The 24706-nt window shown below is 53.2% G+C and carries 27 protein-coding genes and 2 pseudogenes; 22 read left to right on the forward strand and 7 right to left on the reverse strand.

Going from position 1 to position 24706, the window contains the following annotated elements; all coding sequences use genetic code 11:
* Positions 1-184 precede the first annotated feature (184 nt).
* Positions 185-642 (reverse strand): annotated as a pseudogene (locus ACOZK4_RS04790) (transposase family protein); the annotation flags it as partial.
* A gap of 8 nt (positions 643-650) precedes the next feature.
* Between ACOZK4_RS04790 and ACOZK4_RS04795 the strand changes: the two are divergent.
* The 3 genes from ACOZK4_RS04795 (at position 651) to ACOZK4_RS04805 (ending at position 2171) form a co-directional block, all read left to right on the forward strand.
* Complete coding sequence (locus ACOZK4_RS04795) at positions 651-842, forward strand: hypothetical protein (protein ID WP_421590744.1); 192 nt, start codon at positions 651-653, stop codon at positions 840-842.
* 236 nt (positions 843-1078) lie between these two features.
* On the forward strand, positions 1079-1552 hold the full coding sequence (locus ACOZK4_RS04800) for a hypothetical protein (RefSeq protein WP_421590745.1): 474 nt from the start codon (positions 1079-1081) through the stop codon (positions 1550-1552).
* A 112-nt stretch (positions 1553-1664) separates the two neighbouring features.
* Positions 1665-2171: a GNAT family N-acetyltransferase gene (locus tag ACOZK4_RS04805; protein ID WP_421590747.1), complete on the forward strand. Its 507-nt coding sequence runs from the start codon at positions 1665-1667 to the stop codon at positions 2169-2171.
* 76 nt (positions 2172-2247) lie between these two features.
* Here ACOZK4_RS04805 and ACOZK4_RS04810 read toward each other — a convergent pair whose 3' ends face one another.
* Positions 2248-3114 carry a hypothetical protein gene (locus ACOZK4_RS04810; RefSeq protein ID WP_421590749.1) on the reverse strand — a complete coding sequence of 289 codons (867 nt, stop codon included), beginning with the start codon at positions 3112-3114 and terminating at the stop codon, positions 2248-2250.
* An 11-nt stretch (positions 3115-3125) separates the two neighbouring features.
* Here ACOZK4_RS04810 and ACOZK4_RS04815 point away from each other — a divergent pair, with 11 nt between their 5' ends.
* Positions 3126-3455, forward strand: coding sequence for a tyrosine-type recombinase/integrase (locus tag ACOZK4_RS04815; protein WP_421590751.1), 330 nt, complete (start codon positions 3126-3128; stop codon positions 3453-3455).
* 220 nt (positions 3456-3675) lie between these two features.
* Positions 3676-4098 (forward strand): hypothetical protein, encoded by a 423-nt coding sequence (locus tag ACOZK4_RS04820; protein ID WP_421590752.1) that lies wholly within the window; start codon positions 3676-3678, stop codon positions 4096-4098.
* A gap of 24 nt (positions 4099-4122) precedes the next feature.
* On the opposite strand, the gene ACOZK4_RS04825 is transcribed toward ACOZK4_RS04820, so the two are convergent.
* Both ACOZK4_RS04825 and ACOZK4_RS04830 read right to left on the reverse strand, forming a co-directional pair.
* Complete coding sequence (locus ACOZK4_RS04825; RefSeq protein ID WP_421590753.1) at positions 4123-5124, reverse strand: hypothetical protein; 1002 nt, start codon at positions 5122-5124, stop codon at positions 4123-4125.
* An 80-nt stretch (positions 5125-5204) separates the two neighbouring features.
* Entirely contained in the window at positions 5205-5687 is a 483-nt protein-coding gene (locus ACOZK4_RS04830; RefSeq protein WP_421590754.1) for a YccF family protein, read from the reverse strand.
* A 161-nt stretch (positions 5688-5848) separates the two neighbouring features.
* Here ACOZK4_RS04830 and ACOZK4_RS04835 point away from each other — a divergent pair, with 161 nt between their 5' ends.
* The 10 genes from ACOZK4_RS04835 to ACOZK4_RS04880 all read left to right on the forward strand — a co-directional run bounded on the left by ACOZK4_RS04835 (position 5849) and on the right by ACOZK4_RS04880 (position 14494).
* A complete protein-coding gene (locus ACOZK4_RS04835; RefSeq protein WP_421590756.1) occupies positions 5849-6214 on the forward strand; it encodes a helix-turn-helix domain-containing protein in 366 nt (121 codons plus the stop codon).
* Positions 6215-6473: 259 nt separating this feature from the next.
* Complete coding sequence (locus ACOZK4_RS04840; RefSeq protein WP_421590758.1) at positions 6474-7094, forward strand: hypothetical protein; 621 nt, start codon at positions 6474-6476, stop codon at positions 7092-7094.
* Between the two features lie 237 nt (positions 7095-7331).
* Positions 7332-7790 (forward strand): hypothetical protein, encoded by a 459-nt coding sequence (locus ACOZK4_RS04845; protein WP_421590759.1) that lies wholly within the window; start codon positions 7332-7334, stop codon positions 7788-7790.
* Positions 7791-7906: 116 nt separating this feature from the next.
* On the forward strand, positions 7907-8377 hold the full coding sequence (locus tag ACOZK4_RS04850; RefSeq protein WP_421590761.1) for a GNAT family N-acetyltransferase: 471 nt from the start codon (positions 7907-7909) through the stop codon (positions 8375-8377).
* 317 nt (positions 8378-8694) lie between these two features.
* The gene (locus tag ACOZK4_RS04855) at positions 8695-9201 is read left to right on the forward strand and encodes a hypothetical protein (RefSeq protein ID WP_421590763.1); all 507 of its coding nucleotides are present in this window, start codon (positions 8695-8697) and stop codon (positions 9199-9201) included.
* Positions 9202-9206: 5 nt separating this feature from the next.
* Entirely contained in the window at positions 9207-9794 is a 588-nt protein-coding gene (locus tag ACOZK4_RS04860) for a class I SAM-dependent methyltransferase (RefSeq protein ID WP_421590834.1), read from the forward strand.
* Positions 9791-10288: a nucleoside deaminase gene (locus tag ACOZK4_RS04865; RefSeq protein WP_421590764.1), complete on the forward strand. Its 498-nt coding sequence runs from the start codon at positions 9791-9793 to the stop codon at positions 10286-10288. Before ACOZK4_RS04860 ends, ACOZK4_RS04865 begins: the two co-directional genes overlap by 4 nt.
* Entirely contained in the window at positions 10288-11493 is a 1206-nt protein-coding gene (locus ACOZK4_RS04870; RefSeq protein ID WP_421590766.1) for a hypothetical protein, read from the forward strand. The genes ACOZK4_RS04865 and ACOZK4_RS04870 overlap by 1 nt, the downstream gene beginning before the upstream one ends.
* Before the next feature lie 1758 nt (positions 11494-13251).
* Positions 13252-13848 (forward strand): hypothetical protein, encoded by a 597-nt coding sequence (locus ACOZK4_RS04875; protein ID WP_421590768.1) that lies wholly within the window; start codon positions 13252-13254, stop codon positions 13846-13848.
* Between the two features lie 13 nt (positions 13849-13861).
* Positions 13862-14494, forward strand: a complete 633-nt coding sequence (locus tag ACOZK4_RS04880; protein WP_421590770.1) for a hypothetical protein — start codon at positions 13862-13864, stop codon at positions 14492-14494.
* Positions 14495-14768: 274 nt separating this feature from the next.
* On the opposite strand, the gene ACOZK4_RS04885 is transcribed toward ACOZK4_RS04880, so the two are convergent.
* Together ACOZK4_RS04885 and ACOZK4_RS04890 are read right to left on the reverse strand one after the other, a co-directional pair.
* Positions 14769-15212 carry a hypothetical protein gene (locus ACOZK4_RS04885; RefSeq protein WP_421590771.1) on the reverse strand — a complete coding sequence of 148 codons (444 nt, stop codon included), beginning with the start codon at positions 15210-15212 and terminating at the stop codon, positions 14769-14771.
* A gap of 10 nt (positions 15213-15222) precedes the next feature.
* Entirely contained in the window at positions 15223-15825 is a 603-nt protein-coding gene (locus ACOZK4_RS04890) for a hypothetical protein (RefSeq protein ID WP_421590773.1), read from the reverse strand.
* 554 nt (positions 15826-16379) lie between these two features.
* Here ACOZK4_RS04890 and ACOZK4_RS04895 point away from each other — a divergent pair.
* Positions 16380-17378 carry a hypothetical protein gene (locus ACOZK4_RS04895; protein ID WP_421590774.1) on the forward strand — a complete coding sequence of 333 codons (999 nt, stop codon included), beginning with the start codon at positions 16380-16382 and terminating at the stop codon, positions 17376-17378.
* A gap of 138 nt (positions 17379-17516) precedes the next feature.
* On the opposite strand, the pseudogene ACOZK4_RS04900 reads toward ACOZK4_RS04895, so the two are convergent.
* A pseudogene (locus ACOZK4_RS04900) lies at positions 17517-18664 on the reverse strand (IS3 family transposase).
* 37 nt (positions 18665-18701) lie between these two features.
* Between ACOZK4_RS04900 and ACOZK4_RS04905 the strand changes: the two are divergent.
* The 6 genes from ACOZK4_RS04905 to ACOZK4_RS04930 all read left to right on the forward strand — a co-directional run bounded on the left by ACOZK4_RS04905 (position 18702) and on the right by ACOZK4_RS04930 (position 24685).
* Positions 18702-19430 (forward strand): hypothetical protein, encoded by a 729-nt coding sequence (locus ACOZK4_RS04905; RefSeq protein ID WP_421590776.1) that lies wholly within the window; start codon positions 18702-18704, stop codon positions 19428-19430.
* Between the two features lie 106 nt (positions 19431-19536).
* Entirely contained in the window at positions 19537-19950 is a 414-nt protein-coding gene (locus tag ACOZK4_RS04910) for a hypothetical protein (RefSeq protein ID WP_421590778.1), read from the forward strand.
* Between the two features lie 4 nt (positions 19951-19954).
* Complete coding sequence (locus ACOZK4_RS04915) at positions 19955-20200, forward strand: hypothetical protein (protein ID WP_421590780.1); 246 nt, start codon at positions 19955-19957, stop codon at positions 20198-20200.
* 671 nt (positions 20201-20871) lie between these two features.
* Positions 20872-21387 carry a molybdopterin-dependent oxidoreductase gene (locus tag ACOZK4_RS04920; protein WP_421590782.1) on the forward strand — a complete coding sequence of 172 codons (516 nt, stop codon included), beginning with the start codon at positions 20872-20874 and terminating at the stop codon, positions 21385-21387.
* Positions 21384-23579, forward strand: a complete 2196-nt coding sequence (locus ACOZK4_RS04925) for an ATP-binding protein (RefSeq protein ID WP_421590783.1) — start codon at positions 21384-21386, stop codon at positions 23577-23579. The genes ACOZK4_RS04920 and ACOZK4_RS04925 overlap by 4 nt, the downstream gene beginning before the upstream one ends.
* A gap of 14 nt (positions 23580-23593) precedes the next feature.
* Positions 23594-24685, forward strand: coding sequence for an HD-GYP domain-containing protein (locus ACOZK4_RS04930; protein ID WP_421590784.1), 1092 nt, complete (start codon positions 23594-23596; stop codon positions 24683-24685).
* Positions 24686-24706: the final 21 nt, after the last annotated feature.

The following is a 24706-nucleotide window of genomic DNA, read 5'->3' on the forward strand; positions in this document are numbered from 1 at the left end:
AATAATAGCAGTCAGCATTCACGGGCTCTCGTGCATTTGGAATGTTTGACGATGATTTCTCGCACCCTCAGGGGCGGGCATCCTTCGGACCATGACAAGTAGGCACAGCAGGTAGTCGCACCCCAAAAAACTGTCAACAGCCACGCGCGGTGAGCTGAGTACAGAGTGACCTGCCACGGAAGTTTCATCCGGCTGCGATTAGAGCCTCGGCGGTTTTTGATATGCCAGTTGGCGTGATGGTAGCAACCGGTGGAAACGCGAAGCTTCCACATTGCGCGGCGTTGGAGCCGGTTGCAGCGATGATTCCGGCACAGTCCGCAGGGGTCTTGTATCCAAGCGATGAGTGCGGCCGGAAATTGTTTTAATCGCCGGCCCATTCCGCAATGGCGCTGCGGGCATGATCGACCCCAAAGAACAGGCTCTCGTTGAGCAGCTTGTCGCGCATGCGGCCGTTGGAACTCTCGACATAGCCAATTTGCATCGGTCTTCCCGGCGCAATGTAGTGCCATTCGCCCTTGTGATCCTTTGACCAAGCAGGATGGCATTTGAGGTCAGCTCGGTCCCGTTATCTGAAACAATCATGCCGAGCTTGCCCCTTCGCTCGACAAGTGTCGTCAGTTCCCGCGCGACACGGCGACCAGTGCCAGGGCTTGGTCGAGATCGCATCCGGCAGCTGCGACGTGTTCCGCCAGATCGACATCAGGGCGATCGGAACAATGAACGTCGATGGCAAAGAACCATCGCGGGTGTCCGCGTACGTATCGAAATTCCTGGGCTTTAATACCGAGCTGATGGCGATCGTCGACGATGTGACGGTCTACCCGGCGCTAGGTGTCGGCTGATTTCGGTCGTTTTTCGTAAAAGTTTGGATGCTATTTTCGTTTCACCGAATTAATATGGCATATAAAATACGGAAATGAAAATAATTCAGAAAATTATAATTTTTCGTTGTAAGCAAAATTTTTTAGCTGTCAGCAAATTCGTGCAAGCCAATCCTGAGCCAAAGTTAAACGCTGGTATGCACCGGGACGCAAGCACCAAAAGTCCGAACTTATATTAACCTCAAAAGGAGATCCACGTGGATTCTGCTATCCTATCCCTTATGTCTGAATCTAGCCCGTCTTTCATTCCGTATGTTGTCATTGCTCCTCCAGGGGAGGGCTACACGTTAGCGAATGCGGTGGCTGAGGAAGGCTGTCGCGTGCTTATGTTCTGTGAAGAGCACTTGCTGCCTCCGCAGTATCGACGGTTCAACGAGAAAATGACTGTTTTCAGTGACATGATAGACAGTGACACTGTGTGGGCGAAAGCCACTGAGGTTTTGCTCAAAGAGTTCGACGCTATCTTTTTCATTGCGAGCCCTGACTACTGGGAAAGGGACAGTGATCTCGCTTGGCCCGAGGACGAAATCCTGTCCTTCTATATTACTGCTCGTGCCTCGGTCACGGGTAAGCGGAGGACTCTGCGACCGTCTGGAACGCTTGTAGAACAGTTCCCTGACCAGCCTATGGCCTTGCACGTTTTTGATGGCCGCAGCCTGGATGCGGCGTAAAGCTGGGCAAACCTACAAAGAGCTACCCTCCCAGGCTTAGCGGCTGGGAGGGTAATAGCGTCCGTTGACGTCAGTCGAAATCGATCCGACCCCGGCCGGGAGAGGATCCGATATGACCGACCCAGGCGACTTCGACTGCAATTTCCGACAAGCGCTTCCAACCGACCGCGATCAGCTTCACTGGCTTATCGAGCGATGCTGGCTGGAGGTATACTCACCGTATTTACCGCCTGCGGCGATAGAGCGGTTCCTCGCTGAGGATCCTATTGGGACGCATCTCGACGTGTTCCTGCCATTTTCGGAGGTCGCCGTCGTTGGCAATGTAATCGTCGGCGTCGTCGCTGCGGCTGACGGTTGGGTATTTTCACTGTTCGTTGCTGAACGCTTGCGCGGCAATCGGATCGGTTCATGCCTGCTGCATAACGCGGTGCTTTCCGGTGGCCGCTGGCTTGAGTTTCCTGTCTTTAACTTGCGCGCAATGTCATTTTATGAAGCGTCGGGTTGGAGGAGGCTAGGCGAGAGCTTTGAGGATGTCGGGGGAACGCGGGTCGCGACGTTTCTGATGCAGGTCGGCGCTCGTTGTGAGCTGCGCGACCTCGGTTATGGGGCCGATGGCTGACTGGCGGCTTCTTGCGTCCGCGAAAAGGTATCAGACGTTCATATTGCTATCGCGAAGGATTGAGAGCCTTTGATCCTCATGCCTCAAGGCAACGACAGATGACATCTGACAAGCTGTCCCACATCGAGGCGAGATGCTCGGGCGAGGGAGCAAAGCTTGGCGAGTGAACGTAGCGATTCAAGGTATCCGCTGAAACTAGCTGGTCCGAGTGCTGAAACTTCGTCAGCACACCGATTTGCTTGTCGTCGATCTTTCCTGCGCCGCGAAGGTGCCTTCCGACCTTTACAAGTCTCGCCGCGAGCTTGTCGCCATCGTTCACCGTCACGCCGGCACGCGCGATGTAATTCTCCATGGCTAGCTCCAGCAGCACCCGAAAGAGAACCGATATGGCATTCGGGTGCTCTGTAAGCGTGAGGCGAAACTGAAGCTCATCCCAAATCTGCCGGTGGCGCTGCAGCCTGCCGGGCCATACGAGGCCATAATCGAATTGCGGTATGAGCGTCGTTCGCTTGCTCGGCTTGCGTGCTGCAGGACGGCTTGCCTTCTGCATCTTGGCGGCCGGCGCGCTGGCAGAACGTCCCGCCACGGCATGATGTGCGCTCGGAAGCACTCCTTCCCGTTCCAGCCCGTCGAGATACTTTCGCTTTCCGTCTACATCCCAGATATCGCCGAGCACCAGACGCTTGTTGGCGAGGTCGTCGGCAACGCGCGCCATCGCTCCAAGCGCCACATTTTCGTCGTGCGTGAACTCGAAGCGCCCCTTCGACACACTGAAACCCAGCCGGTTTCTGAAAAGCTCGGCTGAGAGAAGGCGGTTCATTGTCGATCGCGGGATCTTCTTGCTGCCGGGCAAGAGGCTGGCCTCTTTGAGGCGATTCTCGATTTCGTCTGCGACACTAATGCCGCTCCCTCGTCCGGTGCGGGCAACAAACGTCGCCTTCATACGGTCGTCCCATGTCGACTGTCCGAGGCGAGACCAATGGCGAAACGGTCTTTGCGAACAAGGCCGGTGAAAGGAGGGGGTATTCTGCAATCGCCATTCGCAAGGCTTTCCGGCGCGCGGGCCTCTATGACTGCACGATCCATACGCTTCGGCATACTCATGCTACGAGGCTGGTTCAGAACGGCTTGACGATCCAAGAAGTCAAAGCTGTCCTTGGCCACACCGATATCCGCACGACGATGCGCTATGTTCACCTCGAGCAGGCTGTCGTCACGCGCAAGGCAAGAGACATCGTGAACGCCCTGAACGCGGTCAATTTTACCGGCGACGGTAGAGCGTAAGCATCTCAAGCTTATTGCCTAGCGATGAGACCGCGTGGAAACCGGTACGGTGCAAAGGTCGAGAAACGACGTGGGCCGGTTTCCTTCGATAATAGCTGAATTTCTGGGCGGCTCGTTGCCGAAGTCGATAATGGCGCGGAGCTACGCAACGCTATTTCCATCCTTTATGTTCGCGCATTTGTTGCATTCTGTGAGCATTTGTGCACTTTAGACGAATAGCTTGCTTCGCTTTAAAGGTTCGATTGTGCCGAAGAAATTGATTGTCGTTCAAGGAATCTCGAACTCGGGAAAAACCAGTTCGATCATTGAATTTATGAAATCGCACAGGAATGTGAACGTCGTTCCCTTCCCTGCACTTATAACGCTTCCTATCCAGAAAAGCGGAAATTGGATTCTCGGCGTCGCGAAAGACGGGGATAGCGCTCAAAACGTACGCGACGCAGTAGCCCTTTTTGGTACTTACAACTGTGACATCGTGGTCTGCGCTACGAAGTCTTACGGAGCCTCAGTATCCGCGTTAAACTCCTTCGCCGCTGCAAATCCGGCAATTACAATTGTCCGTATCGCCTCAACGTGGGTCGCTACCGGCCATGCTGCTGCAAACTCTCTTGTCGCTTCTGCTATTGAAAGCCACATTCCTTGAAAACATTGTACGGTTGAAGCTCATTCATTGAATGTCCGCGCACAGTTTCCATTCTGATGATGCCGTTGTTTCACCCTCGTAGCAGTAGCCGAGTCTCTCCAGGCGAGCTGAAACAACGGAACGTCGTTCGCAGGCTTCCAAAGTGCTCGGATCGTCACCGCTGCCACCACGGCAGTTCTCTTCCTCGTCAGCCCATTGCTCGATGAGGGTTTCGACGGTCTTTTGATACGTCGCGGTTGTCGCGGCTATCGAGCAGTAAAAATGGTCATCGCCGTTGATGCGGATGTCTCCGCTCGGCAGCTTGTCCAGCATGAACGTCATCTGGCTTGTTTCACCAAACTCATCGCAGTCCGCCTTAACCTGCGACCGTGACGCGCTGAGGGGCTTAATAGAGGAAATGACGCAGGCGTTCTCACCCGTCGAAAAGCTGCGACCGTTTTCTTCCAGGTCGAAATCGATCATTTCCAGTTGGCCGGCACGAAGATCATCACAGAACGACCTTTTCCGCACATATGCACCAGCCGCGATAGGCAACTGGGTATCGTCAGTCGCTGTTGTTTCGGGTTCTTTCGATACCTCGGCTAGAGGTTGCTGGTCGGTAGACAATGGAGCCTTTTGCTGTTGATCAGTCGTGGTGACGATGTGATCTTCAGTCTGGTGCGGTCGGTCCTGTTCGAGCGCTTTGAACGCTACAAGGATGTCTCCGCAACCTCCAAGAGCTACGAGCATGGGAGCTTGCTCCGCAGCGATCCCCTGCAACACCTTAAGTTCAAGAGGGCGATATTCGGACGCCTTCTCCAGTTTCTTGACATGCTGTGTTGCAATCAACAGAAGGCGCGGTCCAATGTCCCATTCGAGATCGCATGCTTTCGCGCCCGCCATTGCGACGTAGGCTGATTCCAGTTTGCCGAAACCATCAAACGTCTCTGCTGCATGCACGTCGATGGTCGTACCGATGCCGGCGGCGGTCAAGAGTAGCCCGGCCAACATTTGAGAGTGCGCTTTGGGCATTCGAAAAGACTGCATGGCCATTGTTCCTCGCATGGCAAGAACCGTGGATTGACGTGATCAATCCACGGTCTGTAAGTCCCATCTTACGTTATTGATCACGCCGGAGCAGACGTTCCTCGAATTTTGTCGAGCTTCGCGGACGTGTTGCGCTGGCGTACCTCATTCGCCAGCTCGACCGTCACGACGCGACGACCCATCGGCCAGAACGACAACCCTGCAAGCTTGAACGATTGGAGACCGAACGGGATCGTGATCACGAAAAGGCAGTTGATGACGCCAGCAAGAATGTAGCCGAGGAATAGCCCGACGCCGAATGTGCATGCCCACAAGACGTTGATGATGAAGCCGAAGGTTCCGGTCAGTGCGGTAACCGCAGTTGTTCCTTTTGCGTCGAGTTCTCGAACATGGATGACGTCCTTTCCGAACGGAAACGCTGAGAGCTTGGCCATTTCGAATGCTGCGCGGGCTAGCGGCAGTCCGACAATCGAGATTGCAGCGAAAAATGCCCCAACTAGCCATCCGAGTGCGATAATTCCGCCACCGAACACGAACCAAATTACGTTTCCTGCAAATCTCATGTTCCCACCCCTTCGACTTTCTCCCCGCAGGGAGCATAGGCGTTAACGGTAGTGGCTTTGCAACTTCTAATCCACTGAAATCGTAGCAAGATACGAAACTTATTGGAATAACGGTAGTGGGCATCTCTTCATTTTGCTGAGCGCCCTCGCGATGTTCAGCCATGATTTCTGCGAAGGAAATAGGTGCAAACGTCAAGGAACTGCGTCGTGTTAAAAACATGACGCAAGCGGATTTGGCGGATGCTATTGGGCGAACTACGGACGCGATTTCTCAAATTGAGCGTGGGGTTAATGTACCCTCGTTGGAAACCCTTTTGTCCCTGAGTCGGGGACTTGCCGTGCCGATCGAAACCATGCTGGGAATCGATTCCTTAGTAGATGGGTCGAGGGAACGTAGGGCTTTGGTGCGTCAAGGAACCGCGCTCCTTAGCTCTTTGTCAGACGAAAAGCTGGGTCTTGCTATCGGCCTGTTGGAGGTTGTCTCTACAAAGCCGATTGGTGTATCCGTTGAGGGCGGTAGCCAATAATATGGCACATTGAGTTGCCATTCCGTGGGGTCACAGCCAGAGACATTATTTCGATTTTTATGTTTCTTCCTGTGCGGAAGCCTTTGGGTCCGAAATTGACCATCTAAGCCATCTGGCCGTCACTAAATAATCATAACACTTCAACGGTTTCCGCTGCTTTCCGACGTTCATACTCGGCTGGCAACAACCCTATTATCTCCACCTTTAGCCTCCTGGCTTCATCCGGGGGCATTTATATAGCTATGCTTAGAGAAAGGACGTGAAAAGCTACAGAAAGAACGCCGAAGAATACGCAAAATGGTTCGATGAGATCATCCGATCGTATGTCGAGCCTTTAAAGGTGGAATGGCAACCGACCGAATCGTACCTGCAACGGAATGCGCTGCTGGTGACGTTTAATTTCGATCGAAGAGAGTTGGGCAGGCGACAGCCTGCCACGGACGTCAGTCCGTCTGATCGTTCTCATGAATTCCAAGCGCTGGACCGGTTTTATAAAAAAGCTTGTCGCAAACTTATTGGATCCAATTACGCGCGTAGGCGATCGGAGCAACCGTTAATGATCGCTGCTGCTGACGTCAACCATACCCGGTACTGGAAGAACGCTGGCGAGATCGAGAACGTGCATCTGCATACGATATGGGTTTTCCAACCTGGGCAGATGAAAACTTTCGGCGACCAGTGCCAGGGCTTGGTCGAGATCGCATCCGGCAGCTGCGACGTGTTCAGGCAGATCGACATCAGGGCGATTGGCGCAATGAACGTCGATGGCAAAGAACCATCGCGGGTGTCCGGGTACGTATCGAAATTCCTCGGCTTCAATACCGAGATGATGGCGATCGGCGACGATGTGGCGGTCTACCCGACGCCAGATGTCTGCTGATTTGGGTCGTTTTCCGTAAAAGTCTGGATGCTATTTTCGTTTCATCGAATTGATCTTCCGTATAAATTACGGAAATTAAAATAATTCGAAAAATTATGCTTTTTCGTTTGTAAACAAATTTTTTTATCTGCTAGCAAACTCGTGCAAGCCAATCCGGAGCCAAAGCTCAACGATGGTATGCACCGGGACGAAAGCGCCTGAAACCCAAACCGATGTTTACCTCAAAAGGAGATCCAGATGGATTCTGCTAATATCACCCGTATGCCTGACGGCATGAAATCGCATATTCCGCTTATTGATGTCGCTGAAATTAAGACTGAAGCTAGTATTCACTTCCCTAAGATCTATAACGCTTTGGCGCGTGAGGGAATGGAAGTGGCCACGAAGCTGCTAGAAGCCGGCCTGCACGTCACGCTGTTCGGCCGACCGGCTGATTTTGCCTCACGCTGGAGAAAGCGCTGGTCACGGCTTTCGTTCGTCGCGCTCAATGATGGCGGCTCATGTCATCCACAGAAACTCTCGGATGGCTTGTGCGACCCCACGGACGCAATCATCCTGATTCGGGATGACCAATGGCAGCAGGATGAGGATGGCTATTCCGATGACCTGGAGCATGATGTCGTCCACTCCTACTCGGAGCGGATCTACGAGCGTTACATCGTTATTCCCCAGGGTTCGACAACCGACGCTAGCTAATTGATGTCTTTCCCTCGATGCTCGGGCCTCGCAATAATATTGCGGGGCTCGCCCTGCTAGCCGAACTGTTGACGTCACGCGAAATCGATCCGACCCCGGCCGGGAGAGGAAGCGATATGACCGACCCAGGCGACTTCGACTGCAATTTCCGACGTGCGCTTCCAACCGACCGCGATCAGCTTCACCGGCTTATCGAGCGATGCTGGCTGGAGGTGTACTCACCGCATTTACCGCTTGCGGCGGTAGAGAGCTTCCTTGCTGATGATCCGATCGGGACTCATCTCGACGTGTTCCTGCCACTTTCGGAGGTCGCTGTCGTTGGTGATGAAATCGTCGGCGTAGTTGCAGTGGCTGACGGCGGAGTATTTTCACTTTTCGTGGAAGAACGCTTCCGGGGCAATCGTATCGGTTCCTGCCTACTGCATAACACGGTGCTTTCCGGTGGTCGTTGGCTTGAGGTTCCGGTCTTTAACGTGCGGGCAATGGCATTTTATGAAGCGTCGGGTTGGACGAGGGCAGGTGAGAGCTTCGAGGATGTGGCTGGGTTGCAGGTCGCTACAGTTTTGATGCAGGTCGGCGCTTTTTAGAAATTGGCGCGATTTCCGTTTTGGGGCCGGAAGGAGACTGGCGGGTTCTGGAGGTCGAAGCTCAATCGCCGTCATTAAGCGCGGCAATCCCTATGGCTGGTCTCGACCCCATTGCCGCCATTAAACCCACCGCTTTCGCCACCCCAAATCTGAAGTCTGTCGCTTCCATCAAGCCGCGAACCCAGAGGGCTGACATCACTAGCTTAGATCGCGTGCATCGCCTTGAGCGTTGGGATGTACTTCAATATAATTGAATCGATTGACGGAAACCCTTGACCGGGACTAACTCGGCGATCGCGTCGCACGGAGGGAAGGACATGTCAACGGAGGAAATACTGATCTCGACACTAGGCGGACAGATCATTGTCGGCTTGGCGTCCGGTCTCCTATCGTCGCTGATTGTGTTTCTATTGGCGACGTTTGTGAATGACTCTATTGTTCCGTGGTTTCAAAGACGATTTTATCGCGGCTTGTCGGTCAGCGGGATCTGGCGAGGCGATAGGAAAGATGGTGACCGCAACTATGGATTTTCAATAGAAATACGGCAATCAGGATACGCCCTCTCAGGTACATTTAACGCAATCAATACGAATGCAGATGGAACGCAGACTAATAAATTGTACCGCGTGGTCGGAACAGTTGTAAACAACTGCGTTGTTCTAAATTACGAACCAATGAGCAGCCGAATATACGGCGGCGGGTCTTTTGTCTTCCAGATATATAGTGCTGGGCGCGAATTGAGAGGCGGAATGCTGTACATGCGCACAAAATCTGGTGAAGTCCAAGGAGTAGATGACTTGATCCTAACTCGCCGGGACGATTGATGGCGATGACGAGCGTATGGGATGAATTTTACAAGAACACGAGCTTTGGCAGCCCTTGCATACATTATCAGTGGATTATCCACCTACTTGCAAATCGTCCTCGTATATTAGACGTCGGATGCGGCAACGGGAGAAATACGTTGCCCCTAGTCCCAATCGCGTCAGAGATATTTGCCATAGATAGCTCAAAAGTTGCAATTGAGCAGTACCGCCAGCGTCTGGCTGGCGCGAGCAATGTTACGTTGATACATGCCGATGCGCTAACACTTTTTGATCTCCATCTTGGGAGCTTCGACCTCGTCCTATGCCACGGGTTTCTCCATCTACTGCCGATGCGAAGTCAGCTTTCATTTGTTCGATTGATCCAGGGACTGACAGGTCCTCGGGGCGTCAATGTCATTGTCGCCATAGATCAATGTGATCCGGCTCCCGCATCATCCCTAATAGCTTCTTACTCGCCTATACCGTTTAGCGACATCGAAATAGAGTATCAAAGATGGGAGTGTCTCCTTCTTGATCGCAGCGTGTTCGAACCCACGATTTTCTTGCCCCATCGCAGGTCAACACATCGATCTATATGGAGAAAACCATGATTTCTAGCGCCGGATCGCACACAGATGAATTTTACATGTCAGTTGCCATCGCGCAAGCGAGGCGAGCCATGCAACTCAAAAACCCCCCAATTGGCGCTGTTGTGGTTATTGGAGACAGGCTTGTGAGCAAAGCCTATAACTCGAACACAAGCGGACGTACTTGGCTAGGGCATGCTGAGCAAACAGCAATGCGAAGAGCCGCCACGCACCTTCGGTTTGCGGGAGAAGTGAGCAAAGAACGGCGCGTCCTTTACAGCACTCTCCAGCCATGTCTAATGTGTTTTTCGACCGCGATTTTCTGCCGTGTGGACCACATTGTATTCGGGGCCGCAGATCCTCATTGTGGTCATTCGAACCTAGACATAGCTACTACGTCCGATTGGTATAGGAAACGTCTTCCCGGTGTAACCGGCGGGATATTAGCGGCGGAATGCACATCACTGCTCGACTCTTATATTCCCACCCCGCCGTTCGAGGCTGTCGAGGATCGATAATGGCTAAGGTTGGTTTTGTAGGTCTTGGAAAACTCGGGCTGCCATATGCTGAATACCTCTCAGAGCACAATGACGTTTTAGGGTTTGACATTAGCGACGTCCAAAGTTCGCGGATTTCGTTGGCAGCAAGCCTTCAAGCGTTGGCGCGTCAATGCGAAACAGTTTTCGTCTGCGTACCCACGCCGCATGAGAGCCGGTATGATGGAAGTTCTCCAATTGCAGAATGCGAGGCCCGGGATTTTGGATACGACCAACTGCGCCAAGTAGTATCTGAGATCGCGCTGTCGTGTCATTCACCGAATATCATCGTAATTTCGACCGTTCTACCGGGTACAATAAGACGCGAGATTTATCCGCTATTATCGGGTGGGCAGCTGATTTACATGCCGGCTTTTGCTGCAATGGGAGAGGTCTATAGTGGATTGTCTAGTCCGGACGTTGCGGTTGCTGGTGTGGCGCAAATGGACAGTGCTCAAGAGATATACAAAAGTCTGAAAATTCTGGGGATTGACGCGGAAGTTGTGACTTGGGAGGAAGCCGAGACGATAAAAATACTATATAATACATTTATTACACTAAAGATCACATTCGCAAACAGCGTGATTGACATTGCCAACGCTGTTGGGAACATCGACTCCGACGTCGTTATGCGACATCTAGTGCGCGCGAAAAGAGTGATATCTGACCTATACATGAAGCCCGGGCTGGGTGATGGGGGTCCGTGCCATCCCAGAGACAATATTGCGATGCGGTGGTTCGCGGAACACTACCACCTCGGCTACGACCTGTCGGGTTATTTGACAATTGCGCGAGAGCATCAAGCGAGAAACCTGGCGAAGTATGCAGCGAGCTTTCGTGGTAACGTGTTAGTACTTGGCCGCTTTTATAAGCCGGGTGTGCCGCTTACGGATGGCTCCTACTCATTGTTAGTTGCGCATTACCTTGAGGTTGAGGGTAAGCTAGCTGGCGTAGTCGAGCCCGAACATTTCCTCTCTGCACCGTTCGCAGAAACGATCATCCTCTCATACAACGATCCCGCGATGGCGGCCTTGCCCTTCCGTGCCGGAACGACGATTATAGATCCTTGGCGACAGTTTCGCTTCCACAATACGAGGGCCGACTTACACATTATCGACTATGGACTTACCCGAGGCGTTAGTGTGATCAACGACTCGGTCTTTATTCCCGCACCCGCAAGCCTCTGAGAGCCGCCAGTGTTCCGATCTATAACCGTTATGAAAGACTCGAGTTGTATGTCCATCTCTCGGCACCATCGTAAAATCTTGTCAGACACCGAGCCACTTCCAATTACATCATCCAATACAATGATCCGGTCACTAGAACTAAGAGTGGGTGCGTAAATATCTCCACCAGCAAACGGAATATCGCTCCATTTTGTTTTATCTTTTAAAGGCGCAATGTGCGGCCTGAAGATTGTGAGTGGGACTGAAAAGTGAAGAGCCAATAACATTGCCCAGGGATTGCCTCCAGGGGCTACTGCGCATAACCGCGATTTATTGTCGACGTGACGCTTCACTATCGGCATTAGTCCATTGAAAACCTCATTAATTAATTCCGGCTCGATGTGGTAACCACTTTCGCCGATCGAATAAAGTTCATAGGCGCGAGCTTTGCCCGAAACGATCGGCGCCCGTTCAATGTCCGCCTCCAGGTATGGGAAATGTGACTGCATATGTCGCGCTCATCTCGCCGTTGGGCCATTGGTTACTACGTATCGCATTCGGCGACCATCAGTTCAACATTCAGCAGTGTGACAAGAGTGGTGGCTTCTTCGCGACAGTCGGTGTTCGTCTGACAATGACGCTGAGCTGCCAACGGGCTTGAAATGAGGGGACGGCAAGACGTAGGCGAATTGGATTTAGTCGTCAGCGAGCGTTGTCTTTAGCGGTTTCGTTCGCTGATGAAGGGGCAGCTTTCTCTGCCCGGCCGTCTGAGATCTGCCATTCCGCTTCCCACCCCATGGCTTTTTATGAAGCGTCGGGTTGGAGGAGGGTAGGCGAGAGCTTTGAGGATGTGGGCGGGGTACAAGTCGCGACGGTTTTGATGCAGGTCCGCGTTTTTTTGAAATTGGCGCGATGTCGGTTACACGATGTAACTGCTGTGCGAGGCAAACATTTCGCTAGTAATCCCGTATGTGGTGGTTTTGCTGGCCGATGCTCGATATTCCGGGCGTTTACGCGCCATGTTGTGGTCGACGGCGATATCGTGGGTATGAACGTCCAAGTGAACCCAGCCATTGCGGAGCGGGCTTCCCCAGAGTTTAGAATTTTGGTGCTGCGTCGCTCGACAAGGGTGACGACAAGAAATATTGGTGAATGCCCATCATAAGTTGCGGGGACAATAATGGGCACCGTTATAATAGTCGCTCTTCTAATCTTAATCGTATTTCTCCTTGGTGGAGGAAACATCGTGATCGGCGCGGTAGCATTTCCGATCTTGGCATTTGGACTAGTTTATGTCTGGGGACTCAACGGCTTCATCGTGGCCGTGGTGTTTTTGGGCCTACTTCCAGCCATGCCGCTTATTCTTGGTCTATTTGGTGTTGCTCACCAATTCTCTCGTCGGGTACCCAAAACGCAAGAGGCGCCGCTCGAACTCGGTAAAGTGTGTTATTCGTGCGACCGGAAGGTCATGAACGCAGCGGTCAAGTGCCCCCAGTGTGGCGGAAAATTATCTCGTCGAATTTAAATGGCTGGAGTCTCGTCGCTTCTTCCATAATGCGACTTCAGCGGCATGATGACTGATAAGGCCCTCTACGGGTCGCGACGTTTTTGATGCAGATCGGCACCTTATAGAAATTGGCGCGACGTCGGATTTGCCGCCGTGCCGACTTTCGGCTTTCACCCAAAATCGTGAGTCTCGGCGGAAATTGGAACAAGGGAAATTGCTGGAAATATTGATGTTTCTATGCAATCTCTGGTCGATACTTGGGGGGAGTATGAATGACCGATATTCCGATCTGCGCCGATCCAATTCCTAAAGAAGTCATCGCATACTGCCGATCTGTTTCAACCACAGACAAGATGCTCGACTACGAGAAGCGGGCCTATGTTGATTTCTGCGAGCGATACGCAAAGGAGCGGTCGAAGCGGAAGAAGATCGTAATGCAGAATATGCTCAATCACCTACTGCTGAGCAAAGTTCACGGAATGAAGCCCTCTCATGCCCTGAATGACGCCCTTAGCGCGGCTTTCCAGCAAGAGAAGGAGGCTGAGAAAACGCTGTATCCTCTCGAAATCCATTCGGAAGTCGCCCACATCCTCACATCGGCTACCTATACCGTCGGACGCGGCAAATCGACGGCATGGACGATCCACACCGGCGGTTGGTATTCGGAATTTAGAGGCGAAGGCCGCAAGGCGTTCGCCGAATGGTCCGCCGGGGAAATTCTGGGCTCGTATGTGAAGTTTGGAGCACACCATTTTTCAATCGGCGCGACCACACAGCGGATATTGTCGATGCTTGAGGAGAGGTACGGCCTGGACTTCAAGCAGCTCGAAAAAGACCGGGTAAATAAGCAGAAGACCGGTAATAGGTAGGGATCGATCTTCAATGTTCTCATTTTTTAAGAAAAAGACGCAGGAAACTGATCCTCGTACGGAACTGCGTCAGTCCGTTGAGAGGCTGCGGGCTGAAATCGGCGACGACGCGGTCATGAAAGGCATGCAGCTAAATGACAGGGTCAACCAACTGAGATCGATAAATCCCAAATTCATCTCCTCATTACTGGCCCTTACAGACGAGGTTACGGAAAAGATCACCGATCAGTACAAGGGGATGGGACCATTAATGGTCTTGGAGATCGACGCATTTTCCGCGTGCATTGTTGCTACAGCCGTGCTCGCTACCGATATCCCTGAGGATGAAATCCGTGAGATCGTAGATATTTACTTGGGTCTCTGGGTGGACGTTGCTGTAAAGAACCATCAGGGCGTATCAGAAACCGCTCTTAAAGGTCGAATGGACAGCCTGTGGCTGGAATACAGCCGACCAATTTTGCAGGCATATAGTGACCCGACGCCTCATATCGTACAGCATGAGGATGGGCCTGCTCTGCAACTGGTGCGTGGGGTAGACAAAGTTGCCAGAGTGCAGAGAGATGAAGTCCGTGAGGGCGTGACGGCTATATCCTTCAAAGCCACGATCAGCGAGGCAATCAGGATTGTGACGGATCATGCAGCCTGACCCTTTCAAGGCGTGACAGCAAAGGTGCGCTGTAACGGCACCATGGAGGATGGCTCACCGTTTGAAGCTCAGTTCCTTTCTGACGGGAATGAGCCTCGAATGCTTTCAGACCTTGAACTTGCTGATCTTCCGCCGGCGGTTTTGGAAGCTTTGAAGCCCGGTTTGGCTGGTAATCCGAAATTGGAAGGGCAGTGAAGCTCTCCTACTGGTGCCTCTCCGTTATTTACGTCACGCCTTCTATACAATGCTGATCATGCCCTTAATCATGGGCGTGTCACGAACCCTTCCTTTTCCTGAAAGTTGCTGCAGTCTTCGCTATGCAGCCTTTCAACGGCTTGGACGACCGCTTTTCATAGCCCAAAGCGTACATCTTTTGGCCAACGAGATAGCCCGCAAGTATGGTCGTCTCGTTGTGTCCACCATAGTCATCTCCAAGCTCGCACGCGATCAATGGATCCAACGGCTCAAGCGCAGGTCGCCCCTTAGCTGTCGCGTCTAGCATTTTCTCCACGTTTGCCGGATTGTTGATAATAAGCTCGATCTTCCGATATTCAGGATCTCCGTCTACCACAGGCCTGTGCTTGACGTAGATCAGCCCGGTGGCCTTGAGCTTCGCTAAGATTTCGTCCGCTTTCGGTCCAGGCGATTTGAGGCAGTTGCGATAGATCGTGTCTCGCTTCTCAAGCGTCATTTCAGCCAATTGTTCTATAGAATACATTCGCCGTCTCCTATGAGAAATCTGCATAAGCAGAAGAAGGCACTTTTTTACGCAATTGAATGCCGATGTTCATACGTTGCTGGCCGGGATTGAGCTTGTCGTACCGCTGATGAACGCCGTGCTCGATCGCCACTGCGTATAGCTTCTCGAGGTCTAGGGTTCCATCTGTGTTCTTAACTTGTGCGTCAAGCCAAACGTTGAATGGACTGCCTTTAGTGTTCTTGAGCCATGCTTCCCTCTGCTCCCGCGTAACTTTCATGGGTCTGCCTGCGGCGCCCTTGATCCGGTAAGTCGTTCCACTTGTGAAAAGACTTGGGCGAGTAATCCGTAGCGAGGAGCGATCGATCTCGTAGCCCATCGCACCCAGAATCTGTTTCGTCATGTGGCCGATCATTTGTTTCGTGCGGTCGTCGCGAATGTTATCCCCGAACTCGGCGACCAAACCCGGTGCAAGCGGTTCGACGGCTGGTCGCTCCAGCCAAGTTGCCGTTTCCATGCGTACAAGGTTGTCGTGTTGCTTTAGATACCTCCAAAGTTCAATACCCATCGGGGTTTCTGCAAGATCGCGGAAGTTTTGAGGGACATAATTCAATCCAGACAGGTCGTTCGGCATTATACTGGCTCCATGTTACAGGTGTTATATATACATCTATATGTGCGATGTCAATGACGTGCTGATTTCACAGACGTGCTTTTGGTAGGGCGGTTAAGCGCTCAGCGCTGAAGCTGTACGCTGAACTTGATGAACATGGACGTTGCGTTGAAGCCGGACTTGGCTGTCGATCCGAAATTGGAAGGGCAGAGGTGAAGTTCATCCAATTTCGCCTAGGAACACGTCCGATTTCGAAGAAGCCGTATCGTCACTCGTTTAAGTCGAAGCTCTACTGATCGGAATCGTGGCTTAAAGTTGTGAATTAGGGCGGTTGTATTATTGGGCGCATTGATGCTTGAGCGTGCTCTGGCTAGCTTGTGGCCGTTGACCGATTTTATCTAACGTCCGCCAAATCCACTGCTTTTATGAGTGTCAGCTGAATGACTGCAAACCATAATCTCTTGGTAAATTTGTTTCCTTGGCGGCTTCGGGACAGCATTGCGCCCAAAGAGAACTTTCTTACAGAGGCATTCGTCCACGTACTCCGTCGCAACAAAGCGTTGTGCGAGTGCTGGATGACTGACCTTCTCGGTAAGGCGGTTGATGTCGATAGTATTCAATTCAGCACGCGTGCGTCATATATGAATAGTGAGACGTCCTCTACAATTTACCCTGACGTCGAGGTAACCGGAGAGTTTGTCGGACGAGAGCCTTTCCTCGCCATTTTGGAAGTGAAATGGGACAGTCCATACGATAGAAATCAAATCGAAAAATACGACAAATTATTTGGCGTGAATGGTCGTAACTTCCTTATCTTCCTCTGTGCGAAGCGAGAAGATTATAAGGTTGCTCGGACTTATTCACCTGAGCGCTCAACTTATAAGGCGGTTCTTTGGGAGCATGTTTTCCCGAAGATTGAAGCGTTTTCTGGCAGTTGTATGTTAACTCAGGAGCTTGCAGGTTTCATGGAACATCATGGTTTGACTCCTGGGCAGCCGATCTCAAATGCCATGCTCGATGGCTTCCTACTGGGCCGGAAATTGATTGAACGTTTTGAGCGCTATTGCGATAAATTGCGGATAGAGTTCGATTGGGGGAACTTGCCTTCAATCTATACGGACGCGACAGAAGTTACCAACCAATATGGGCGGGTCGCAATCGTAATGGGGCCAACATGGCAGGGCGCGATAACTCTGGGTTTCCTCTACGATAATCGGGATCACAGGGTGCCCTTCGAAGACGGAAGCACAAGTGGCGTAGACTTGATGATGCGGATAGAATCATCCCCTCACGCGAAAGGGAGGGATTCCGTTATGGGAATCCTTAAGGAGCGTGCTCCATTCGCACGCGCTGAGGGGGGTGTTGTTAGGCTCGCTGACGACAGGGCAAATCGCAACGCCAACACATTGCTGCTAGCGCAGCGGAAGCTCTCAGATTTCCTGGTAGAACCAAGCGAAGGCGATCAACTAGTGGCAATGCATAAACAGCTTTCAGGTTGGATTTCCGCTCTTTTCGGTGACGGGAAGCTTGGGGAAAGTTTGACGCGTATGCAGCAGGTCAACAAGAATTTGTAATGCTGCTTTCGGTGCTGCAATTGCACTGCAAGGGCCGAATAGATCGTCTAATCTTGACCGATGTCCTTAGTAGGGTGCCCTCAGTCAGGATTGAAGATCACCGCGACATGGCCTGCTGCCGGTATTTCGGACGCTGAGTTAAGCTAATCCCACCCTGGTTTCAAAGTCATTGGGGCTGAGATAGCCCAGCGTGGAGTGACGACGCTTCGGATTGTAGAAGCGTTCGATGTAATCGAACACATCCGCCTTGGCGTCGTCGCGGGTCCTATAGACCTTCCGTGCCGTCCGTTCGGTTTTCAGCGAGGAGAAGAAGCTCTCCATCGCGGCGTTGTCCCAGACATTGCCGGACCGGCTCATCGAGCAGGTGATGCCGTGGTCGGCCATCAGTCTCTGGAACTGCTCGCTGGTATATTGGCTGCCCTGGTCGGAATGATGCAGCAGCGCATCCGGCTTGCCTCTACGCCAGATCGCCATGATCAGCGCATCGGTGACGAGTTGTGCCGTCATGCTCACATTCATCGACCAGCCGACGACGCGGCGCGAGAACAGATCGATGACGGCGGCAACGTAAAGCTAGCCCTCCGCCGTCCAGATATAGGTGAAGTCGGCCACCCACTTCTGGTTCGGGCGATCCGCCTCGAACTGCCGGTCCAGCACGTTCGGCATGATGACCGCGCGCTCACCGCCATCTTTCGGCAGCCCGCGTCGCCTCGGTCGCACCCTCAGCGCATTTTCGCGCATCAAGCGTTCGACGCGATGAAGGCCGCAGGAGAAGCCCTCGGCAAGGAGGTCGTGCCAGACACGCCGGGCACCATAGGTTCGGTCGCTTACTTTGAAGCTTTCCCGGACCTTCTCCAGAAGAACATCGTCATAGCGGGCATGTTGGCTCGGTGAACGATGGAGCCAGGCATGGAAGCCGGAACGAGAGACACCCAGCGCTTCGCAGAGCCATGCCACCGGCCAGATCGAACGGTGCTTTGCAATGAAGGCGAACTTCATATCGCGTCCTTTGCAAAGTAGGCCGCGGCCTTTTTTAGGATATCGCGCTCCGCCTTCAGCTTCGCGACTTCACGGCGCAGCCTCTCAGTCTCGAGCTGCTCCGGCTTCATCTGTCCATAGCCGGGAAATGCCTGTTTCGGATCAGCACCATGTTCCTTGACCCATTTGCGCAGGACATTCTCATGAACATCCAGATCGCGGGCCGCCTGCGCTACGCTGACGCCGCGTTCCCTTACCAACTTCACCGCTTCAAGCTTGTATTCGCGGCTAAACTTCCGTCTTTGCATTCATACTCTCCGGTTTCGGGAGGAGAACCTTATCTCGGTGTCCATGAAACCGGCAGCAGGCCAGTATGGCACGTTCTGGCTTAACAGCGCGCGAGAGCAAGGTGGCGTGATCCGGATCAAAGCTGGCGACGCCATCCCAGATTTCCACATAGTCATGATGCGCAATGGCTTGAAGTTCGTCGCGCCGCAACAGCGCATGCGTGAGGGACACCGGCACGTCTCAATCGGCGGGCGTGATTATAGGTCCGGTAATCCACGACAAGCTGAGGAGCTCATACTGTCGCCCGTGATCCGACTTGACCTGGTGACCGACCTCGCGCTCATGGCCGCGGCGCGCAGGTTCGATATTAATCTGCCATCGGCGCACGTGTCGGAACCGAGCATCTTGTTCTCGGCACCTGCTCACCTCCTCATCGCGCCGATTGGTTGGCCGAAGAAGTCGTTCGTCCTCTACCAGCATATTTTCGGAGAGGGCAACTCCTACCCCGTGGATGGCTACTTCTACGTCGGCATCACGACGCGGAGCTGGAAGACCCGCTGGGCGGAGCATCGACGCGCGATGCGCAAGGGCAGCAACCTGTTGTTCCATCGCAAGCTGCGGGAGGAACTAGAGGCTAAGCGGGTGACCTACATCCACCACAAGGTAATGGCTGTCACCACCGACGTGGAAGAGCTATATGAAGCGGAGGAAGCGCTGGTGCGCGGCCATTGGGATGATGATAGACGGCTCAACATGATCCCTGGCGGTCGGGCTGGGTACCGCTAACTTTAGCGTGCGTAATTGGTCGCCCTAATTTCTGAGGAAATGTCATAAGCAATGTCGGCTTTCAGGAAGTCGCGAGTATCGCTCGAACGGCTGGAATGACGGCGCTTTGCCGACGTTCGGATATCATGCTTTGCGACATCAGGCGCTCAAGATATCATCGTTATCTCATGTAGCAAACGAACCCGGCGAGACGTCAAAAATGCCTCGGGCACAAACTTTCGCTATCGCTTTAACATTTGCATGCCTAGTCAGTGATGGAGCGACTTCCTATTCTGCAGAGCGTGTAGACGTCAGCCTTCTGACAGGTAAATGTAGCGTCCTCATTGCATCCGGCCGCGACTTTTCGGATGCCTGCGAGGGCAAGATATTGAATTCCGGCCATGCGAATGGTCGTGTCGGGTTCTATTTTTTCATCAGCGATAAAGCTGTGCTGACCGTCAGCGGGGAAGATCTTCCCAACCCTTCTGCTGACACGGATGAAGCGCGCGTTGACAAGATCCTTTTGGAATCTAGGGATTGAGGGCGTGCCTCCATCGGAGACGAAGGCTTTCGGCAAATGTCGCTATGACAATCCTTTTCAAGGCGTGCCGGCAAAGGTTCGCTGTAACGGTACCATGGAGGACGGTTCACCGTTTGAAGCTCAATTTCTTTCTGATGGCAGCGATCCTCGAATGCTTTCGGACCTCGAAATGGCTGATCTTCCGCCGATGGTTTTGGAGGCGTTGAAGCCGGGTTTGGCTGGCGATCCGAAATTGGAAGGACAGAAGTGAATTTTTTGGTTCACGCCTAGGTAAACATCCGATTTTGAGGCTATGGATCGGAATAAGCCCTCTACATAGCGCGGCTCTGACCGCTGGTCGATGGTAGAGGTTCCTGTCTTTAACGTGCGAGCAATGGCATTTTATGAAGCGTTGGGATGCACGAGGGCAGGCGAGAGCTTTGAAGATGTGGTGCGGGTCGCGACGCTTTTTGATGCGCCTTGCCTGATTTCGAGACATGCCGTTTCCAGTTGTCTATTTCTATGCCAGTCTCCGCTCCTTTTTATTGCGAGATGCGCTAAGAGGAAATCTTTGAGAGGCTAATTAGTTACGCGTCTTTTAATAAGTATGGCCGAAGGTGGCGATGGATGCCGACGGGATTACTAAAAATTATCGCTTGATAATTGTCAAATATTCTTAGGTGTGCGTTTAATCTGGCCGATATGCGGCGATATTGTCTAATCGACCTGTTAGGTAAATTTGCAAAAACTGGATTCAGCTTTCGTGAAAACATTTATCCTACAATTCAGGGTGTCAGGCTGAGTTCCAGCCTTTCCGGCATGATGCTGGACCTGACGTCAAATGCGGCAGCTTAAACGCGGCCGTGGTCGGACTGACAATCTCTCACCGCAGCAGCAAGAAAGCACGCGTTCGGCCTGCCCGACGTGGTGGAGAAAATCGTTATGAAAACTACCGTTCTGAACATTATAGCGACCGCATTGACCTTGACTTGCCTGACATCTACATCCGCCTTTGCTCTCGATGCGCCCACCGGAGACGTTATTCTCACGATAAAGGGGCCGCGGCTTGCTCATCCCAATGCTGGTGATACAGCTGAATTCGACCTCGCTATGCTGGAAAAACTCGTTGGGCGATCTGGAACCATGGAGACGCCTTGGACGAAGGGTAAGATTGAATTTTCCGGGCCTTTGCTGAAGTCTATACTGGAGGCGGCCGGTGCGGAGGGCTCTACCCTCAAGGTCAAGGCCCTCAACGACTATGCGGCCGATGTGCCTATAGAAGACGCCACCAAAATCGACACGATGCTTGCCACGCGTATGAACGGCGAAACCATGTCCATCCGTGACAAGGGGCCGCTGTTCCTGATCTATCCGTTTGACATCGACAGTTCGCTTTACAACGAGAAATACTTCTCCCGCTCGGTCTGGCAAATCAAGGAAATCGAGGTCACGAAGTGAATCAACTCGTCCAGCCCGCCAGTAGTGAAGCCATTCGCAAGGCGAGCAAGGCAACTGTTTTGTTGCAGGTCTTCGCGGCCGCACTGCTGGTCGGGCTGGTTGCGATTTTCATCATGATCGCAAACAGGTATTCAACTCTTCAGGATGGCATCCGAGAAAACGCTCTTTGGTCGATCTATCAGCTCGACCGGGAGGCGCGTAAACTGCATGAGGCGGTTCATTTCGCTATCGCGGAAAAAGACGCCTCCGCGGACGCGTTGAAGCTCATTTCCAATCGGTATGACATTCTCTATTCGCGGATGAACATCCTCGAGGAGGGCACGTTCGATCGTCGGTTTGGTGGCGACGAAGACGCAGGGCCGGCCATCGACGCGATCCGCGCAACGATCAAGCAATTCGAGGGTATATTCGACACCTATCTTCAGACGAAGACGATAAGCGCCGGTGACCTCGCCAAACTTGACACCGCTTTGGAACCGTTGCTTTCGAACACCGAGAGCCTCCTTGTCTATGCCAATAACTCTGTGAGCTCGGACAGGGCGGATGCACGCGCTGACCTCTTGTCGCTCCAGGTGAAATCGGCGGGCCTCGTCGCCCTGCTGGTTGCCTGCGTCGGCTTCCTTATCGTGTCCTTGCGTCGACAGCTGTCTTCGGTTCGGGCCGCTGGTTTGAGCCTAGAAGCCATGGCGGGTGACCTTCAGCGATCCTACCTCGCGGCAGAGGCCGGAAACCGCTCCAAATCGCAGTTCATGGCGACGATGGGTCACGAAATCAGGACGCCGCTCAATGCAATCCTCGGCACGACCGAGCTCCTAGAGCTTTCCAAGCCGTCTCCCTCCGTCACACACGGCCTTGCGACGATCAGGAAGTCCGGCCAAGCCTTGCTTGAGATCATCAACGAGATTCTGGACTACGCTAAACTTGATCACGGCAAGCTTACGGTAGAACTCTGTCCGACGATTGTCGAGGAGACGGTAGGTTCGGTCATGGAGATGCTGGAAGACCGCGCCTCCGAGAATGGCAACATCTTGCGGGCGGTTTTTCCAGAGCAAGCGGCATTTCCTGTCGTGGAATGCGATCCGACGCGGCTGCGCCAGGTCCTGCTAAACCTGACGAGCAACGCGATCAAATTTACCAAGAATGGCGTGGTGACCGTCAAGATCAGCGAACAGGATGTAAAGGGGCAGATGCGCCTTCGGTTCGATGTCACGGATACGGGCATCGGTATTGACGAAGAGGGCGTTGTCAAGCTCTTTCAACCATTCTCGCAAGTCGATGCCACGATCAGTAGGAAGTACGGTGGAACCGGTCTCGGATTGACCATCTGCAAGGAAATTGTGGAACGGCTCGGCGGCAGTATAGGGGTGACGAGTTCGAAAGGTGTGGGAAGCACGTTCTGGTTCGAGCTTCCAGTCAAGGTGGCAGATGCGCCTCCTGCGGTTGCACAAATCTCCCCGGTATCAGGTGTTCCCAGAGGACGCCGCGTTCTGCTGGTAGAGGACAACAAGGTCAATCAAGAGGTCGCGATCGGCTTCCTCAGGCATCTCGGTCAGATCGTGGTCGTGGCCAACGACGGCGTTGAGGCGGTCAAGATCGCTAACGAGGAGGATTTCGATCTCATCCTCATGGACATGCAGATGCCCAATATGGACGGCGTGGAAGCCGCGCGCCAAATCCGCAAGTTAACAGGAAAACGCAGACGTGTGCCCATCGTCGCCATGACCGCAAACGCGTCCGAAGATGATCGTCATTTGTGCAACGCAGTAGGCATGAACGGGTTTCAGTCCAAACCCGTCTCGCTCGGTAAGCTTCGCGAAGCGCTTGGCGAGTGGACGACGGATCGCGAGCGGCCTGCAACACCCTCATATCAGCAAATCGAACTCGGAAACGAGTTCGAAGAGAGGCGTAAAGAGATGGTTGAAGCTTTGGGCGAGGACGGGTTTGCTGAGCTTGTTGCCAGTTTCTTCGACGACGCGGCAGGGCTCATGCTGCAGCTGCAAGGTTGCGTCGGTGGAGACGACGATGCCCTGCAGGACCGTCTCCTGCATACTCTCAAAGGGGCCGCGAGCAGCATTGGTCTGCAGGCTCTTGCCGAATCCTGTCACGGGCTGCGGCATCGGCCTTTGACACCGGACAGCGTCTCCGGCCTTGGGAAAGACATAGAAGCCTTCAAATGCCTTTTGGCGGCGTGAATGAAAGGGTGATCATGCGCATACTTCTGATCGACGACAATCGCACCAATCTCGTATTCCTGACCAAGCTCGTCGAGAAGCTCGGATGCGAAGCTCTGGCCTATACCTCTCCTGAAGACGTTCTTACCGATATGCCGCGTCTGGACTATGATATCGCGGTCATCGATTATCAGATGCCGATGTACAACGGCATCGAACTTCTGACCGAAGTCTCCCGGTTCGAGAAATATCGTGGCAAACCCGCGGTATTTGTAACCGCTGACGGCGACACGGCGGTTCGCATGGCTGCACTTGACGCCGGCGCGATCGATTTTTTGACAAAGCCTGTCAATCCACTCGAATTCCAGGCGCGGATGCGCAATCTCGTTGCACTCGTCGATGCGCAAAACAAGCTCGCCGACAAGGCCGCGTGGCTGAGAGCCGAAGTCGACAAGGCGGTATCTGAGCTGCGTTCTCGCGAGGAGGAGATCATCGAGCGGCTCACACTCGCTGCGAGCTATAAGGATGCGGAAACGGCAAAGCACACCAAGCGCGTCGGAGAATACTCCGAGGTCATCGCACTGGAGTTCGGCCTGCCAGCCACGCTCTGTTCCGATATCAGACTCGCGGCGCCCATGCACGACATCGGCAAGGTCGCCATCCCCGATGCGGTGCTACTCAAAAAAGGAATGCTCACCGAACAGGAATTTGCGGAGATGCAAAAGCACACGACCGTGGGATGCGATATCCTGCGAGAATCCAAGTCGAGCCTTCTGCAACTGGCCGCAGAAATCGCTGGCAGTCATCATGAACGGTGGGATGGACAAGGATATCCTCTAAGGCTCACGGGATCGGCAATTCCGCTGTCAGGGCGGATTGTTTCTCTTGCGGATAACTTTGATGCTCTGACCACTGCTCGCCCCTACAAAGAGGCTTGGAGTGTCGAGAGGGCCGTAGAACATATCCTCGGTAAGGCGGGAACGCAGTTTGATCCTGCCTGTGTTCGAGCGTTTGAAAAGGCCCTCCCCTCGATCATGCGCATCATGCTGGAGAATGCAGATTCATTCTTGCTGCCCATCGCCGAGATTAAGGACCCCCGAGTTGAAGTGGGCGTGGTCGCCGCATAGGAAGTGTGGGAATCGTTGGCG

This window comes from Shinella sp. M27 (genome assembly GCF_049199905.1).
Lineage (GTDB): Bacteria > Pseudomonadota > Alphaproteobacteria > Rhizobiales > Rhizobiaceae > Shinella.

Bases quoted from the DNA above. Each gene is read 5' to 3' on its own strand.
- ACOZK4_RS04805 (WP_421590747.1), top strand. From the start codon at position 1,665: ATGACCGACCCAGGCGACTTCGACTGCAATTTCCGACAAGCGCTTCCA.
- ACOZK4_RS04810 (WP_421590749.1), bottom strand. From the start codon at position 3,114: ATGAAGGCGACGTTTGTTGCCCGCACCGGACGAGGGAGCGGCATTAGT.
- ACOZK4_RS04815 (WP_421590751.1), top strand. From the start codon at position 3,126: ATGTCGACTGTCCGAGGCGAGACCAATGGCGAAACGGTCTTTGCGAAC.
- ACOZK4_RS04825 (WP_421590753.1), bottom strand. From the start codon at position 5,124: ATGCAGTCTTTTCGAATGCCCAAAGCGCACTCTCAAATGTTGGCCGGG.
- ACOZK4_RS04830 (WP_421590754.1), bottom strand. From the start codon at position 5,687: ATGAGATTTGCAGGAAACGTAATTTGGTTCGTGTTCGGTGGCGGAATT.
- ACOZK4_RS04835 (WP_421590756.1), top strand. From the start codon at position 5,849: ATGATTTCTGCGAAGGAAATAGGTGCAAACGTCAAGGAACTGCGTCGT.
- ACOZK4_RS04845 (WP_421590759.1), top strand. From the start codon at position 7,332: ATGGATTCTGCTAATATCACCCGTATGCCTGACGGCATGAAATCGCAT.
- ACOZK4_RS04850 (WP_421590761.1), top strand. From the start codon at position 7,907: ATGACCGACCCAGGCGACTTCGACTGCAATTTCCGACGTGCGCTTCCA.
- ACOZK4_RS04855 (WP_421590763.1), top strand. From the start codon at position 8,695: ATGTCAACGGAGGAAATACTGATCTCGACACTAGGCGGACAGATCATT.
- ACOZK4_RS04860 (WP_421590834.1), top strand. From the start codon at position 9,207: ATGACGAGCGTATGGGATGAATTTTACAAGAACACGAGCTTTGGCAGC.
- ACOZK4_RS04865 (WP_421590764.1), top strand. From the start codon at position 9,791: ATGATTTCTAGCGCCGGATCGCACACAGATGAATTTTACATGTCAGTT.
- ACOZK4_RS04870 (WP_421590766.1), top strand. From the start codon at position 10,288: ATGGCTAAGGTTGGTTTTGTAGGTCTTGGAAAACTCGGGCTGCCATAT.
- ACOZK4_RS04875 (WP_421590768.1), top strand. From the start codon at position 13,252: ATGACCGATATTCCGATCTGCGCCGATCCAATTCCTAAAGAAGTCATC.
- ACOZK4_RS04880 (WP_421590770.1), top strand. From the start codon at position 13,862: ATGTTCTCATTTTTTAAGAAAAAGACGCAGGAAACTGATCCTCGTACG.
- ACOZK4_RS04885 (WP_421590771.1), bottom strand. From the start codon at position 15,212: ATGTATTCTATAGAACAATTGGCTGAAATGACGCTTGAGAAGCGAGAC.
- ACOZK4_RS04890 (WP_421590773.1), bottom strand. From the start codon at position 15,825: ATGCCGAACGACCTGTCTGGATTGAATTATGTCCCTCAAAACTTCCGC.
- ACOZK4_RS04895 (WP_421590774.1), top strand. From the start codon at position 16,380: ATGACTGACCTTCTCGGTAAGGCGGTTGATGTCGATAGTATTCAATTC.
- ACOZK4_RS04920 (WP_421590782.1), top strand. From the start codon at position 20,872: ATGAAAACTACCGTTCTGAACATTATAGCGACCGCATTGACCTTGACT.
- ACOZK4_RS04930 (WP_421590784.1), top strand. From the start codon at position 23,594: ATGCGCATACTTCTGATCGACGACAATCGCACCAATCTCGTATTCCTG.